The following is a 12,820-nucleotide window of genomic DNA, read 5'->3' on the forward strand; positions in this document are numbered from 1 at the left end:
AAGCTTGCACTTACGATAGTGGAATTGCGTGTGATCGACGTGACAAATGTTGCAACCAAGTCGAATTGTCTCTGTTTTTACCAAGTAGAACTGTCACGTTTTCGGAGTTAGAGCGTGGCTGGGCATGGCGAAGACCTCATATATCGCAGCGCTGAACAGCCATGCGGGGTGGTTACTCGGTCGAGTGTTGTTGAGCCGCCTCAGCCTTTTCTTTAACCTTGCGCGCGAGGATAGAGTTCCAGCCGTTGTTGCGTTTTCCAGTTGGCTGATGGCGCGTTTATTGTTTGCCAGCGCGCCGTTTTTTTGGCGGTGCTTTGCCTTGTTCAGCTTTGATGTGTTCCAAAACGGCGCTGAAATGTTTATTCGCGGTAGTCGCGGCATACGTTACGCGTTGGTCTTTGTCGAAGACAGTGAGCTACTCCCCATTTATTGGACAGGTTCTGGCGTAAATTAAGCTACTCTTCGCACCTGCTGATCGGGGTTGATTGGTTCAATTCTCTGCCAGCAGACCACGGCAGGTGGCTTGCCGCCAAGTGAGGAATGCGGGCGCTTGTGATTGTAGAACTCGATCCACTTCCCGACGCCTGCATTCGCCTCAGACTCAGTTTTCAAAGCATGCAGATAGACGCATTCATACTTCAGGGATCGCCATTTGGCTCATAGTGAAACGAGGACCGTGAGATCGACAGCAAGGCACATTGCTTGCCAACCGACAGGTCTGGCAGGCTCGGTTCAATCATCTTGCGCCTCACTTGCCGGTTCAGGGTTTGAGCTTTCTAGCCAGTTCGCTGACCGGTTCCTCGCCCTTCAGCGCTTCCAATGCGACCTTGGCCTTAAACTCAGGGTGATGTTTTTCCGTTTCGACATATCTCATCTCCTTCGTATTGAAGATCAGCAGACTACAAATCGCAGCTTACGGCAGTGTCGGAATTTCGGGGGGTAGCTCAGTCGCATCCCCTCCCAGAAACCTGTATTTCTCGACGAGCAAAACCCGCGCGCTCCCAATGCCGCACCGAAGCCACCGGCGACAACGGCGTAATAGTCACACTCGGGTTTTTGCATCAGGTCCGCCAGCCAAGCAATCGGCGCTCAAGCGTGCCAATAAGCGCACTGATCAAAACCCCCAACAGCGACAGGATCAAAACCCCAGCAAAAAGGCGTTCAAGATCATAAAGCGAGCCTGCCTCAAGGATGTAGGCCCCGATCCCATATTCCGCACCCAGCATTTCAGCCGCCACCAGCAAGATGATCGCAATCGCAAGGCTGATCCGCAGGCCCGACAAAATACCGGGCATGGCACCGGGCAGCACGATTTTGCGCACTATAGACCACCATGAGAGGCCAAAACTTTGACCCATACGGATCAGCGTGCGGTCCACATTATCAACCGCGCCATAGGTGGCCACGACGGTTGGCGTGAATGTGCCAAAAGCGATCAACGCGTACTTTGATCCCTCTCCGATTCCGAACCAGATCACGAACAGCGGCAGTAGTGCGATTTTCGGAATTGGAAAGATCGCAGCCACAAGCGGCACAAGGCCAGAGCGCACATAGGAAAACAGACCAATCATGATACCGACGGCGATCCCGATGCTAGCCCCGATGAGAGCGCCAACGAACAAGCGCGACAGGCTGGGGAGCAAGTGCTTGAACAGCAACCCACTGTCATAAAGCTGGCGGAATGTGTCGAGCACATCCGAAGGGCGCGGCAGCGACAGTGACGAAATCCAGCCTGCACGCGTACCCCATTCAACGAATAGGATGAGCGCGACAAAAACCAATACCCCCACCCAACGGCGTGATTGCGGCGCAAAGCCACCACCGCGAAACGCGACGGATTTTCCTGTATTATCCATTAAGCAACTCCGCATCGGCCGCCCGCGCTTCGTCGCGCATCAATTGCCATAGGTGTTTTTGTGCGCGGTCGAGATCGGCATCACCAAATTCGCGCTCGGCTAAAGGCTTATCAATGTCGACAACTTCACGGATTTGCCCCGGCCTGCGGGAAAGAACCACAACCTTGTGCCCCAAGCGCACGGCCTCGGCCAGATTGTGTGTGACGTAGACGGCAGTAAAGGGCTGACGGATCCACAGTTCAACCAGATCATCCATCAACAATTCGCGGGTCTGGCTGTCTAGCGCCGACAGCGGCTCGTCCATCAGCATGACTGCGGGGTTCACGGCTAAGGCGCGCGCGATGGCCACGCGTTGTTTCATACCACCTGACAGCTGTTTTGGCAGGGCCTTGGCAAAATCAGTCAGCTTGGTACGTGCGAGCACATCTTCAATGATGGTCCTGGCGGCAGCGCCTTTAATGCCATGGTCTTCCAACACCAGTGAGATGTTGCCCGACACAGAGCGCCACGGCAGCAGCGCAAAGTCTTGGAATATATAAGTGAGCGGGTTCAAGCACCCTTTCGGTGGTTCCCCCAGTTGCAAAACGCGCCCCCGTTTGGGTTGTTCCAACCCACCGATAAATCGCAAAAGAGTGGATTTTCCGCAGCCCGACGGGCCGACTATGCAAACGATTTGCCCGCTTGGAATCTCCAGTGAAATGTCACGCATGACTTCAAAAGTGTCATAGGAGTGGCTAATGCCTTCCAGTCGAATGTCCATGGGGATCCCTTTGCAAAAAAGAGCGGGGCCAAAATTGCGCCGGCCCCGCCTTGTTCAATCAAGCGCCAATCATTTCCACATAAGACGTATCAACGAGCTGATCGATTGAGATGCCTGCATCTACAAGTCCTTCTGACTGGAACCAATCCAGCTGATCTTGGATCGAGGCAAGGTTCAACGCCGCGCCTTTATTAATGCGCATTGTCCCGTTGATGATCGATGGTGCTGCTTTTGCACGTTCGCGGTCTGTGTAAACATATTTGTGGATCAGATCGACCATCGCGTCCTGATCGGCGGTGCCGTCAATCATCGCGGCAGCATAATCGTCTGCGCCCTTAGAGAACCCGTTCAAGAAACTTTCGGTCTGGCCGCGCTCGTCTGCGGCGTTTTTGGCGGAAGTGAACACAGTCGTCACCTGATAATCCGGCAAATAATCCGCTACATTGCCGATGATATGGAGCGCGCCAGAGCCGGCCAAAGGCTTGGCGATATGCGGCACGATTGACCATCCGTCAACCTGACCAGATTTCATTGCACCAATGATCGCACCGACCTTTTGCAAGGGCACGAAGGACAGATCAATGCCTTCGGCCTGTGCCATTTTCGACCCCATGTAGTGAAAGGACGATCCGGCTTGCGTCACCGCATAACGTTTTCCATCAAGTGCTGCGCAAGACGTCACACCCGCTTGGAATGCCGCGTCGGAGGCAAGGTATTTTTGGCCGTCAATGCCGTCTTCTTCGCTAAGCGCACCACCGATGACTTTGATCGCACCTTTTTCGGCCAAGTTGATCAGGCCACCCGAGACAGCCGTGACCGCGTAGTCCACGTCGCCGGATGCGATGGCAACAGCCATGGGGGTGGCGGCTTGGAAGAATTCAAATTCGACGTTCAAACCGGCTTCGGCGAAATAACCGCGCTCTAGTGCGATGAAGCTTGCGGAATGCGATGTGAACCGAAGCGCGCCTACTTTGATCGTTTTGTTTTGTGCATAAGCCGGGGCTGCAAGGCCTGCTGCGGCCACGGTGCCCCCCATGAGGGCCAGTGCCCTGCGGCGATTTAGATGTGTCATAATATCCTCCCGATATGACAGTTTTCTGTATTTATTGTCGAAGCTCTGCTGCGACGTCTTCTTGTAATAGTGTCAATGCATCCTCTGCCCGGCGCGCCAGAACCGCTGCAAGCAGCCCATTTTGACGCCTTTGTCTCGCCGCCCAATCCAAGCGGCCCTCCCGCATTTGCCCCAACCGAAAGCGCCGGCTTTGATCAAAGAACTTGCGTTGCAAATCAATCAGACGCGGGCTGTCGCAGGCGTCGATCAAGGCGTAGGAAAACGCGCGGCAGGCTTCGTCCCACTCTAGCGCGACCAGATCATCAGGGTTTGTTTCCGCCGCAGCTTCAGTCTTCTGCAAGGTGTGATGCGCGGCCATGACACGGCCCTCCCACGCGATGTCGCCCAGCTTAATCGCGCGTGACAAGGCTAGCTTTTCGACCTCACAGCGGACCATCGCGATATCGCGCACGTCGTCTTCGGTGGCCGAGGTGACGCGGAACCCACGTTGCGCTGTGGCCTCGACCAATCCTTCGGTCGACAAGATACGCAGCGTCTCGCGCATTGAATGGTTAGAGCCACCATAACGGGTTCGTAGCTCGTTCAACTTCAGTTTTTGGTCCGGCAGCAAAGTCCCAAACGCAATATCACGGCGCAGCGAAGAGGCGAGCAGCTCAACAATTGTACTGTCATCCGAAGGTTTTCTAGAGAACATGTTTTTTACACCGCAAAAACAAAAACGTTGGATATTTTTAGATACACACCCTCATTTAAGTCAACCCGCATGTTTCAAACAGGGGCGTGAACCTCCCCCAAAGAAGTGGTCCGTGCCTATAGTTAGGAAATCGGAGGACCATAGCCCTTCAGGCTCAGGCGGTGCTGTTTGCGGATATGCGCCAGGATCACCATATCGTTGCGTCGCCTGCGGCTCATCGGACGGATTCGCCACGCACGAAATCCCCGCGATGTGACCTGCATAACTCGGCACAGAACTGAACCGCCCATTCTTCTTTCCAGGCATCGATAAAGGCGAACTTCACCGACTTTGGCCTGCAAAGAACATTGTAACCTTCCTAAGAAACAGCCAGTTCTCCTTGATCGGGCACTTTCGTCAAAACGAAGCCAAATGCCTTTGCGCGGCGCTGTAGACACCCGAGAACACGGCAGCGGTACCGTTCCTCAAATTGGGATGCACCGGGACCCTTAGTGGATTTGGAACCTTTGTGCAGATGAGCCCCATATTGGTCCGTTTGATTGAAATCATACCTCAAAAGCTGAGAACGCCCTAAAATAAGGGGGTTTCAAGGCGCAAGCTTGGGCTTTTGATGTGCAACGGTCAGGCCGGTTTCGCGCCGCTCACTTTTTAAAGGTGTTTTGATGGCGAATTTTGACCGAATTCCTCCAAAGATTTCAAGCATTCTTGGCCCCTTGGTTTTGCTCCTTGCTATGGCTGCCGCGCCGCTTGCGATGGCAGAGCCGCGCCATGTGCGGTGGGCGCCCGACTTCGGGTTGGAAGACCAGATGGAGGCGCTGAAGCAAAAGGGGCATTATTGTCTGCCACCGCCCTATGCGCTGAATTTCGACCCTTACGTCGTGAAATTGGCGGAGTCGTTGTATGACAATTGCGTCGTTGGCAACGCTAACGAGGAACAGGTCAAGAAATACGCGGTTCTTGCGGCTGTTTCGATGTCGCCGGCGGCGGTCTATAGTGTGCCCTATACTGTGTCTGAACTGAAAACGGACGCGTTGAAATGCGTTCTCAAATCCTTTGTTGGGGTTTCGGCGATGAACAGCACCCAGCAGGCCGCCTATAAATCCGACATTGACGATATGAGCACGCTCAATGACTGGCGCAAGTTTTACAATGGCGCTGCCGGGATATCCAAAACATCGGGGCAGGCGCTGGAGGCGGCGCTGACGCAAACGACCCTTGCCGCCAATGACCGCTTTCAAGATACCGATATGTTCAGCCGGGCCTATGCCACCGTTGCCGGCGGGCGAACCTTGCGGTTTCTCAAGGAGTTGTGGTGGGAAGAATGGGTTGTGGCGCTGGATGAATATGATTTCAACATCGACCAATGCCGGTTTGAAGATGCCCGCCTTGCGGTACAGCGCGCCGAAGACACCGCCGATGCGGATTGTCAGGCGCTTGGCCATACATACCGCGCGCTGGAAGCCAAATTGGTGTCGGATATTGTGCGCACCTACAACACCCTGGATCGGGATCTGATCGGGGATTCACCCAACACAATCACCATCGTCAACGACCTGAGCAGACAAAAACGCGCGCTTGAGCAGGCAGGGGAGGCGCTGAGATCCTATGTGCAGGTATTTGCCGAGATCAAAAAGAAACGCGATGTCGATCTGACCGACCATATCAAGGCCTTTGAAAAGGCCCGCCTGGCCTATGAAGCGATGTATCGCGATGCGCTGGACGGGCTAGACACGCCGCAGGCCTGCCGGTCGTTCACGGATTTGGAAACGGGGATCAAGCAGACTTTGGCCGATCTGAACAAAGACAGCCACAGTTGCCGCGAAGCCTTGTTCGGCGGGTATGACGGGTCGCTTAGATTGTCGTCGAACACGCTGCGCAATGCGCTGTTGCAGGTTGCGCGGTTACGCTCTTCGGATTGGTGGGTCAAAATGGATCAAATCTGGAACGCCCAGCACACCTGCGACATGGAAACCGCTCTGGATTTGCGCGGCCAGCTTTTGGCCGAAGTCACCAGCAACCCGATTTATCGGGTGGCGGACGGGGCCTGTATCAAGCAAGACCAGCCCGCTTTGATGGCGAAACTGAATGCCGTCGCCGCGCCGGACCATTGCGACGAAGCGCCCTATGTCAAAGTGATCCCGCATGAGATCATCGGCCAGTCGGTTGAGGGCGCGCGCAAGTTATTGAAAGGGAACGACGATTTCTTTGTTGTGCCCAATGCCCAAGACGGCGAAGCGGCCCAAGACCGGCAGGACATCGGCAAGGTGCAATCGTCCCGTCCGGCCCCGGGTGTGGCGGCTGAAAGAGGCAGCACCGTGCAATTGTTTGTCGCCACCGGTTCGGCGGGATCGGACACAGTCTGTCCTGATAAGAACCCCGATCCAAGCGATGACTTTCACAAATTTGGGCAAAGCGGCCCCGACGATGGAACGTATGTGTTTTGCGACTATTTTGAGGACGGTCGGTTGAGTCGGCAAACCCCCTTTGTTGATAACCTGCGGCACGGACCATTTCTGAACTATGACATTCAACCCGCCTGTGATCGGTTTCTATATCTGCAAATTGCTTATGAAAAAAGTGAACCGCAGACCGCGTTGAGCCACAAATGTAGCTCAACAACAGGGGAACCCGGTTCAGGCACCGTCCATAGAAGTGTCGCAAACACCTATGTGAATGGCCGCGTTACCTTGCACACAGAGTTTTATCCAAACGACAAGAAACGCTATCGCCGGACGACTGATTTGGACGGAAACCTGATCCGGAGCGAATCTTGGAACCCTGATGGCAAGCCCACGGACTGCACCCAATACGACAAAGACGGCAACAAAACCCCCTGTTCGCAGTAAAGGGCCAGACTTTAGAGCCTTCGCCAGATGACGTCCTGCAACATTTCACGGTCCAGTGTCAGGTCGGCGGCGATCTTCTTTTATCGTGTGTTCTTATCTTCAAGCGCTTTCAGTCGACGCATCTCGTCGGCAGCAGGCCGCCATACTTTCGATGCCAATTGAAATACGTCTCCTGGCCGATACGCTCTCAGAAATCGTGAAGGGTCACAAACAAAGCGAGATCGACGATCTGCTACCGCGGAACTGAGTAGCCCCGCTTGAATGGACTTAATTGAAAGTGAGTGCATGGTTGGCCTTTGGTCCATCGGGATGATGGCCTCTGGCGCAGGTGGGCGGTAGCCCAGAGCACTGTGGGGTGGTTTGGTGTTGTCGGGTAAGCGTCCGGTGAGACTAACCCCGATAGTGCGTTTTCCACGGCAGCGGTTCATCGACACGGTTGATCTTGTAGTCAGGGATGCGGGCTAGGGTGTCCGACACCATTCAGGTTGGCGGTTTCGACCAGAGTGGAGGCGATGGCGGCTGCGCGACCACCGGTCAGTGATCCGGCAAACAAGTAATTCTTGCGCCCGATTGCGACGAACCACATTGCCCGTTCGGCGGTTTTGTTGTCCAATTCCAAGATGCCATGATCGAGGTAGGGCCGCAGCCTTGCCATGCGTGTCAGTGCATAGCGGATTGCCCCTGCTAGCGGCGATTTTCCAGATATACTGGGCAGTAGGGCGTGTCGCCAGACTTCCAGGTCATCGAAGATCGGCTTTGCTTTAGCAAGCCGAAGTTGGACACGGTGTTCGGGTCGTGATCCCCGCGCCTCCTTTATAAACGTGTGGCGCTGAGCAATGCGCTAAGTGGCTTCGTTGGCGATTGCGGAACCTTGGGCGCGGTGGATGTCGACGAACTTGCGCCATGCAGGCCACCTCGCGGATGTCACTGGAACGATAGAGGTCTTCGAACCCGGCATAGCCGTCAGCGTGCATCCAGCCTTGATATGTTGATAGATGATCCTTTGGGGGGAGGCGGTCTGGAGAGAACTGATACCAGCTGGCGTGCGGTTTTGTAGACCGATCCTTGGTCAGTTCACTTCGCTCTCCGCCATCCTGCAATTTTGGCCTCTGCCTCGCTGCAAAACCAGCGTTCCCCTTTATATTCGTTGATTTTTGTCCGGCTGTACCATTTTGTACCCGGTAGGTGGTAAATTCGGGTAGCCGGATGACAGTCCGCGTTTTCGGCGGCTGGGAGTATGAGGCCGACGATGCGCTGCGGCCGGACCTTGCCAAGACTGGCTATCTGGGCGGTGTGCCTATGGACGGTGATCTCAGAAACGCGCCCGAAGGCATGGCTCCTAAACTGATGATCCGTTCGCTGCGTGATCCTGACGGAGCGAACTTAGATCGTATCCAAGTAATCAAGGGCTGGATTGATGCAGACGGTCAAACGCAAGAGTTGGTCTTTGATGCCGTTTGCTCTGATGATTGGAAAATAGTCAAAGCACGCTGTGAAAATGCCGTCGGCAACACGGTTAGCATTGATGATGCCGAATACACCAACAGCATTGGCGGTTCACTTCTGATGGCGTTCTGGGAAGACCCCGACTTCGATCCATCCCAGCGTGCCTTCTACTGTGTTCGGGTTCTTGAGATTCCCACACCGCGCTGGACAACGTACGATGCAGCTTTCTACGACGTTGGTTTGCCTGAAGGAGTGAGGCCATCGCAGCAGGATATGATCGATATCCCGGACCTACGTTGACAGCGCCCCAATGCAGGCCGTCCAAGGATGGTCATTCTTCGAAGCTTGCCCTATTGACGGGCAGGCTTCCGGAGGTTTGAAATGCGCCTGACCAAAGTGAAACTGCGCCGGACGGGTGCCGATATTGCTGTGGAGTATCTTGAAGACGCTATTCTGACGCTCAAACCGTTGCCTGGCTCCAAAATCTCCGAAGCTGAAATCGCGGCGAAATGGGGATTGTCTCGACAGCCTGTCCACGAAGCATTCGTGCGGCTCGACAGTGCCGGAATGCTCAATATCCAGCCGCAAAAGGCCACAACAGTCCGTAAGTTTTCGTTGGTCGCTATTGCTACGTTGCGGTTTATTTGGCGGGCAATAGAAGTCGAAGTTTTGCATGACGCCATCAACCATTGAGATGGTTCAGTGCTGCCAGAATTCGAGGCCAATCTTGCAGCGCAACAAGAGGCGGTAAACGATCAGGACGTTGACCGGTTCCATGCGCTGGATTTCACGTTTCACCAATTATTATGCAGGTGTGCCCATGCGGATGCCGCCTTTGATATTATCGTCGAGCAAAAATCCCAAATGCCAGAATCTGCGTTCTAAACCTTTCTGACCACGCAGCCATGACAGACGTGGTGCGCGACCATAAGAACCTTGTCGCTTTGGGCGCTAAGTCTCTGACTTAAAGTTCCTAACTCTCCTGAACACGTTCTTTGCACCTGCCGGTTTTCCAGTCGTATTGTTTTTGATTACTTGTCTAGTGCAGCAAGAATACGTGCATCTCTTTCGTAGGGGTCCTCACGAAAATGCACGGCCCCTTCTTCGACCCATGCGGTCCAATATGTGAGCAAAACAGGCATGGGTGCAGGAAGCTCGACGCGTGTCGTTTTTCCGCTATCAAGAATGGATTGCATCTTTTGACGGTTCCAGTCCGGCACGCCTTCCATAAGCAGGCTCGCGAATTCGAATGGATACTCCAACCGGACACACCCTGAACTTAGGTTGCGTTCGTTTCTGTCGAAAAGGCTGCGATCATTCGTGTCATGCAAATACACTGCATATTTGTTGGGAAACATGAATTTGACCAATCCCAGCGCATTGTTCGGCCCGGGTTTCTGAACGAGAGTAACCCCAGGGTTTTTAGCCCCCCAGTTCACAGAGCTGGCTGAAATAGTTTGGCCGTCCTTGTTACGTACATAGTAATTGTTTCGCGCAAGATAGCCCGGGTCCTTGCGGATACGAGAAAGCTTGTCCTTGCGGAAAATCGAGGCGGGGACGGTCCAGGTAGGGTTGAATTCCATGTATTTTATTTCATCGCGAAAGACCGGAGTTTTCCGATAAGCGGAGCCAGTAATAGACCTCGTGGTCCAAACCGTCCCATCTTCCTTCGCTAGATAGGTGCGGTTGCCCGCAATATTCACCAATACAAACTCTTCGTTGACGTTGCGCATGAGCCACCGCCCTCGCTCAAGGCTCAAACGAAGTTTGTTGACGCGGTCGTCCGCCGGTTTATTGAGGGACGCGAAGGTCTTACCCCCTATGACTCCGTCTGCTTCGAGGCCGTGGCGCATCTGGAAACTCTTGACGCTTTCCACCAGCGCCTCATCGTAAATCCAGGCTGGATTGACCCCATCCTCCAAAGGAACGCTGATCTGGTTTGAGCTTGCATAGCCTTCTATCTCTAACCTTTGGCGCAGGTTTACGATGGCGGGATCAATCATCAGGGGTTTCAGAACCGTCTCGTCAGAAACCGTGGGCCAACCCCCGGCAGCTACAATGGACTTATATTTTTCCAATGCCTCAACCAGCTGGGTGTATTGTGCGTTTTTGATGTCGATGCGGTCGATCAAAGCGCTAAAACCGTCACCGGCCAGAAACTGATTGAGTACATATGCCGGATCTTGCTCGATGACGGGTTTCGAGAAATTCCAATCTTTGTCCAGCGCACTTGGGTCGACCTTTCCGAACACCAGATGATGGATAAGCTTTACAGCTGTATCGGTGGCAACCACGTCGAACACAGCTTGGTCCGAGGCGTCACCGGATTGCGCTTTTTCAAAAGATGCCCTCAGTTCGGATACGTTGAAGTCAGTCGCGGTGAACCCCTGCGCCGCCGCATTTTCCATTTCGGCAAATAGCTCTTCGGTTAGATCAGCGCGTGTCCAAGCTGGCTGGAATGCTCTTTCCTCGTAAAACCGTGGAACCAATATTTTGGCATCGAGGCTCTTGTGGTCTGGCAAAGAGACTTCCGTTTGTCCGTTTGCGTTCAGCAGCACAGAAATCTGGTCTGAAATCTGGTCTGCGGCGGCCCCTTGCGAAGCAGACATCATGATGAGCAATGACAGTGCCCCGGTTACTGCAGACCCAATATACCGCATGATATTTCACTCCGTTCGCTGTTTCGCATCTAGTATTTGGCTAGAAAGCTATCGCAATATATGGCGTTTTCAAGCCGATGTGTTGGTCAGGAATGTGGCGGCTCTCAAATTGAATGCGAGAAGCGCAGATCGCTGTGCGCCCCATTGGGCACTTCTTGACCACAAGATCTGAACACCTTCGCCAATTACAGCTTTTGGAGGCATGGCAAGGAGGGGTGTTGCCACGTTAACTGAGCGGGCTCAAAACAGTTCCAGTATAGTCGTTCAACTGACAGCGACCGCGTCATTCCAAGCATCAAATGCTTCGAGACAGTGGCATCGAATTGATAAGGCAGAGCAGCGGCTGGCTGGGACGGAGAAGCAATTTCTAATAGTGGAATGGATTGACACAAACCGCTGCAAACTTCCTGGTGAACGATACCCCTGCATTGCCCTTTTCCGCATTTGAAATGGCAAGTGACTGTTTTCTGCGCGGTTGTTGAGACCTTTGTGCGACCGATGTTCGACACCTGGAGCAATCTCCCGCTTGGCCGCGCCAAAGGATCGGAGCTTGTCGGTAATGAAGCGCTTTGGCGTTCTCCCTAGCTTCTTCATCAATCGGAACAGCAGACGTTTCGCTGCTTTCCTATCGCGCTTTCGTTGAAGAATTTCATCCAAAACAACGCCGTTCTGATCACCAGGGCACCACAGCCAGAATTTCCTGCTTTGGCTATTCACGACAACTTCGTCTAGATGCCAAATATCGCCAGGCAGAGGTTGTCGGCTGCGCATTCTGCGCGCGAAGGATGGGCCAAATTTCGCAACCCATCTGCGGATAGTCTCATACGAAACATCAATCCCTCGTTCCAGAAACATCTCTTCGACCTCGCGAAGGCTGAGGTTGAAACGGCAATACAGCCAAACAGCGTGTGTGATGATCTCTGGTGGAAATCGATGGCGCTTATTGCTGATTGAATGTGTGTTCATCCGAGATGCCTAAGAGCAAACGCGGTGCTCGGCAAATCTCGCCGGTTAATGTGACAATACCGGATTCACTGTTTGAAACTAGCGCTATAGCTCGAAGGCATGAGCAGTTGGACCCTTGCGAAATACAAGACTACGAACTAGTCATCTTGGACCTGTCGCGGTTTTGATGCCGCTCCTTTGATAGCATTTACTGCAGCAAAGGAGACGGGCTATCGGACTGAAACGGAGGGACGAATTGCGCCATGATGCGGTGCGTATTGCACTGACAAGCGGGCTAACGCGCAGGGAAGTAGCTGACGATCTGGGTGTCGGCATGTCGACGCTGCACAAATGGACCACAGCGCACAGAGACACAGATGTAGTGTCGAAAGAGGATTTGAGCCTCGCTCAAGAGAACGACCGGCTTCGACGCGAGAACCGGCTTCTTAAGGAGGGGTGGGAGATCCTAAAAGAGGCCACCCAGTTCTTTGCGGGCCTAAAGCAATCAGATTTAGGTTTGTAGAAGAACACCGGACCAACT

15 protein-coding genes and 3 pseudogenes are annotated in these 12,820 nt (G+C 53.8%); 6 read left to right on the forward strand and 12 right to left on the reverse strand.

Translation table 11 applies throughout. The features are described 5' to 3' along the window. The first annotated feature begins 124 nt into the window (after window positions 1-124). Entirely contained in the window at window positions 125-454 is a 330-nt protein-coding gene (locus C8N36_RS22915) for a hypothetical protein (RefSeq protein WP_097806981.1), read from the forward strand. On the opposite strand, the pseudogene C8N36_RS24625 reads toward C8N36_RS22915, so the two are convergent. From C8N36_RS24625 to C8N36_RS24305, 6 genes and pseudogenes are all read right to left on the reverse strand, one after another. After that, window positions 451-651 (reverse strand): annotated as a pseudogene (locus C8N36_RS24625) (integrase core domain-containing protein); the annotation flags it as partial. The gene C8N36_RS22915 and the pseudogene C8N36_RS24625 sit on opposite strands and share 4 nt — an antisense overlap. Before the next feature lie 410 nt (window positions 652-1,061). Then, a complete protein-coding gene (locus tag C8N36_RS22925; protein ID WP_245911043.1) occupies window positions 1,062-1,856 on the reverse strand; it encodes an ABC transporter permease in 795 nt (264 codons plus the stop codon). Beyond that, a complete protein-coding gene (locus C8N36_RS22930) occupies window positions 1,849-2,616 on the reverse strand; it encodes an ABC transporter ATP-binding protein (protein ID WP_097806983.1) in 768 nt (255 codons plus the stop codon). Before C8N36_RS22930 ends, C8N36_RS22925 begins: the two co-directional genes overlap by 8 nt. A gap of 58 nt (window positions 2,617-2,674) precedes the next feature. Continuing rightward, window positions 2,675-3,688 (reverse strand): ABC transporter substrate-binding protein, encoded by a 1,014-nt coding sequence (locus C8N36_RS22935; protein ID WP_097806984.1) that lies wholly within the window; start codon window positions 3,686-3,688, stop codon window positions 2,675-2,677. 31 nt (window positions 3,689-3,719) lie between these two features. After that, window positions 3,720-4,382 (reverse strand): GntR family transcriptional regulator, encoded by a 663-nt coding sequence (locus tag C8N36_RS22940; protein WP_097806985.1) that lies wholly within the window; start codon window positions 4,380-4,382, stop codon window positions 3,720-3,722. A 122-nt stretch (window positions 4,383-4,504) separates the two neighbouring features. Next, window positions 4,505-4,672 carry a hypothetical protein gene (locus C8N36_RS24305; RefSeq protein WP_170125971.1) on the reverse strand — a complete coding sequence of 56 codons (168 nt, stop codon included), beginning with the start codon at window positions 4,670-4,672 and terminating at the stop codon, window positions 4,505-4,507. Window positions 4,673-5,044: 372 nt separating this feature from the next. Here C8N36_RS24305 and C8N36_RS22950 point away from each other — a divergent pair, with 372 nt between their 5' ends. Continuing rightward, window positions 5,045-7,228 (forward strand): PASTA domain-containing protein, encoded by a 2,184-nt coding sequence (locus tag C8N36_RS22950; protein ID WP_097806986.1) that lies wholly within the window; start codon window positions 5,045-5,047, stop codon window positions 7,226-7,228. Window positions 7,229-7,245: 17 nt separating this feature from the next. Here the strand turns inward: C8N36_RS22950 and C8N36_RS22955 are convergent. From C8N36_RS22955 to C8N36_RS24965, 4 genes and pseudogenes are all read right to left on the reverse strand, one after another. Beyond that, window positions 7,246-7,409: pseudogene (locus C8N36_RS22955) on the reverse strand (transposase); the annotation flags it as partial. A gap of 267 nt (window positions 7,410-7,676) precedes the next feature. After that, entirely contained in the window at window positions 7,677-8,066 is a 390-nt protein-coding gene (locus tag C8N36_RS22960) for an IS66 family transposase (protein ID WP_097806987.1), read from the reverse strand. After that, window positions 7,990-8,328, reverse strand: a complete 339-nt coding sequence (locus C8N36_RS24925; RefSeq protein ID WP_170125972.1) for an IS66 family transposase — start codon at window positions 8,326-8,328, stop codon at window positions 7,990-7,992. The genes C8N36_RS22960 and C8N36_RS24925 overlap by 77 nt, the downstream gene beginning before the upstream one ends. Beyond that, window positions 8,303-8,539 carry a sunset domain-containing protein gene (locus tag C8N36_RS24965; RefSeq protein WP_442417497.1) on the reverse strand — a complete coding sequence of 79 codons (237 nt, stop codon included), beginning with the start codon at window positions 8,537-8,539 and terminating at the stop codon, window positions 8,303-8,305. Before C8N36_RS24965 ends, C8N36_RS24925 begins: the two co-directional genes overlap by 26 nt. On the opposite strand from C8N36_RS24965, the gene C8N36_RS22970 reads away from it, so the two are divergent. The 3 genes from C8N36_RS22970 (at window position 8,435) to C8N36_RS24930 (ending at window position 9,559) form a co-directional block, all read left to right on the forward strand. Then, the gene (locus C8N36_RS22970) at window positions 8,435-8,974 is read left to right on the forward strand and encodes a DUF3604 domain-containing protein (RefSeq protein ID WP_097806988.1); all 540 of its coding nucleotides are present in this window, start codon (window positions 8,435-8,437) and stop codon (window positions 8,972-8,974) included. The genes C8N36_RS24965 and C8N36_RS22970 overlap by 105 nt on opposite strands. 81 nt (window positions 8,975-9,055) lie before the next feature. After that, a complete protein-coding gene (locus C8N36_RS22975; RefSeq protein ID WP_097806989.1) occupies window positions 9,056-9,367 on the forward strand; it encodes a GntR family transcriptional regulator in 312 nt (103 codons plus the stop codon). A 9-nt stretch (window positions 9,368-9,376) separates the two neighbouring features. Then, window positions 9,377-9,559, forward strand: coding sequence for an FCD domain-containing protein (locus C8N36_RS24930; RefSeq protein ID WP_097806990.1), 183 nt, complete (start codon window positions 9,377-9,379; stop codon window positions 9,557-9,559). 146 nt (window positions 9,560-9,705) lie between these two features. Here C8N36_RS24930 and C8N36_RS22985 read toward each other — a convergent pair whose 3' ends face one another. Together C8N36_RS22985 and C8N36_RS22990 are read right to left on the reverse strand one after the other, a co-directional pair. After that, window positions 9,706-11,232 (reverse strand): L,D-transpeptidase family protein, encoded by a 1,527-nt coding sequence (locus tag C8N36_RS22985; protein ID WP_245911044.1) that lies wholly within the window; start codon window positions 11,230-11,232, stop codon window positions 9,706-9,708. A gap of 366 nt (window positions 11,233-11,598) precedes the next feature. Further along, window positions 11,599-12,300, reverse strand: a complete 702-nt coding sequence (locus C8N36_RS22990) for an IS6 family transposase (protein ID WP_097806991.1) — start codon at window positions 12,298-12,300, stop codon at window positions 11,599-11,601. A 211-nt stretch (window positions 12,301-12,511) separates the two neighbouring features. On the opposite strand from C8N36_RS22990, the pseudogene C8N36_RS22995 reads away from it, so the two are divergent. Further along, window positions 12,512-12,820: pseudogene (locus C8N36_RS22995) on the forward strand (transposase); the annotation flags it as partial.

The organism is Pelagimonas varians, from assembly GCF_003208435.1.
Lineage (GTDB): Bacteria > Pseudomonadota > Alphaproteobacteria > Rhodobacterales > Rhodobacteraceae > Pelagimonas > Pelagimonas varians.